General features: G+C 31.2%; 2 protein-coding genes. Both read left to right on the forward strand.

Annotated elements, in window-relative coordinates; translation table 11 throughout:
* Positions 1–240 precede the first annotated feature (240 nt).
* The gene (locus G468_RS0117830) at positions 241–1,203 is read left to right on the forward strand and encodes a replication initiation protein (protein WP_026824129.1); all 963 of its coding nucleotides are present in this window, start codon (positions 241–243) and stop codon (positions 1,201–1,203) included.
* A 69-nt stretch (positions 1,204–1,272) separates the two neighbouring features.
* Positions 1,273–1,407, forward strand: coding sequence for a hypothetical protein (locus G468_RS25170; RefSeq protein ID WP_276324694.1), 135 nt, complete (start codon positions 1,273–1,275; stop codon positions 1,405–1,407).
* Positions 1,408–1,450: the final 43 nt, after the last annotated feature.

Raw genomic sequence — 1,450 nt, forward strand, 5'->3', positions numbered from 1 at the left:
TTATGCGGTTATGTTTTTTACTATAGGCGGATTCGTTTTAAATACTATTAACAAGCATGAATTTACATTTATTTATGGTGTATTTGTTTAAAATGCAAGCAAAATTTGATGTAAATTTGCTCATCTTTGTTATTTATACAATTATAATCATCTGTTTTTGTTAAGAATATATTATTTGATATTTTTTTGGCGGATTTTTATTTGACTATATGCGGATTTTTATTATAATTAAATCCACATATGAACAATATTCTTAAAGTTACTGCCATCATGGGAACAAAAGTTAAAAAGTCACACCACTTTATAGCTTCGAGGATGAGCCTCTCACCTAGAGAACAAGATTTATTAAGTTTGATTTTTGTTGGCTTAAAACGTGAGGCAGATAAAATTAAATTCGGTAATGAAGACGCTAATGCTATGTCAAAAAGATTTAAATTTTCGACTGGTGAATTAATTGAATTTTTTAATTTATCTAGACAGGCATTGTACATAACTTTAGATGAAGCAACTAAGCATCTTATTTCACGGTTTGTTGAAATCAAAAATACACAAATGGAATATTTTGAGCGTATATCCTTTTGTAGTTATGCAGAATTTAGGAATGGCGTGCTTACTCTTGATGTTGGAGATGAAGCAATTAAGTATATGCTTGATTATAGCAAAGGTTTTGCAGAGGTTGACTTAAAACTTTTACTTTCATTAAGAGGTGGGTATGAAAAAAGAATCCTTGAACTTGTTAGTAGATTTAAAATTAATGGTTATACAACGACGCTTGGTGAATTTTGTAAGATGGTTGGGTCTGACTATAGAAAATTTAATAAATTCAATGACTTCAAAAAGACAGTTATTCAACGTCCAATTCTTAATATTGTAAAAAAATCAGATGGTATATGGGAATTCGATTCAGACTTACCTTCAGGTTTCTCTATACAAAGAATAGGAAGAAAGTATACCGATACTGATAAAATAATCATAAAGCTAAAATATAAAGTATCAGATAAAAAAGAAACTAACAATATAAACAAAGAAGAACAAGATAGTAAGTTAGTTGAATTTATTGATTATTTAGCCTCTAAGATAGATAAAGGTGAGGCTTCTAAAGCAGAGGCGTTAGCATTTATTTCAATAATGAAGGAAGGGGATAATAATTATACTAATTCCTTTATGATGAAAGCCAAAAAGATAGCAAAAATAGAAGTATAACACTTTACGCCAGTGCTCTAACACTGACGTAAAGCTAACCCTAAACCTAACTGTGATAGGAGTAAGGCTATGAAAAAGTCTACCTTCCGCGTGCTTGTCTGTGAAGCACCGAATCAAATAATCGAGTTATTTGCTCGAACCTCACGCAATTTAACCCTTCGTCAACGCGCCCGAATTCTGAATAGAGTCGGAGGTGCGGCATGAACTCCGATTTAAAATTATTCAGAAGATTAACCAAGCGTGAAAA

This window comes from Arsenophonus nasoniae DSM 15247 (genome assembly GCF_000429565.1).
Taxonomy (GTDB): Bacteria; Pseudomonadota; Gammaproteobacteria; order Enterobacterales; family Enterobacteriaceae; genus Arsenophonus; species Arsenophonus nasoniae.

Bases quoted from the DNA above. Each gene is read 5' to 3' on its own strand.
- G468_RS25170 (WP_276324694.1), top strand. From the start codon at position 1,273: ATGAAAAAGTCTACCTTCCGCGTGCTTGTCTGTGAAGCACCGAATCAA.
- G468_RS0117830 (WP_026824129.1), top strand. From the start codon at position 241: ATGAACAATATTCTTAAAGTTACTGCCATCATGGGAACAAAAGTTAAA.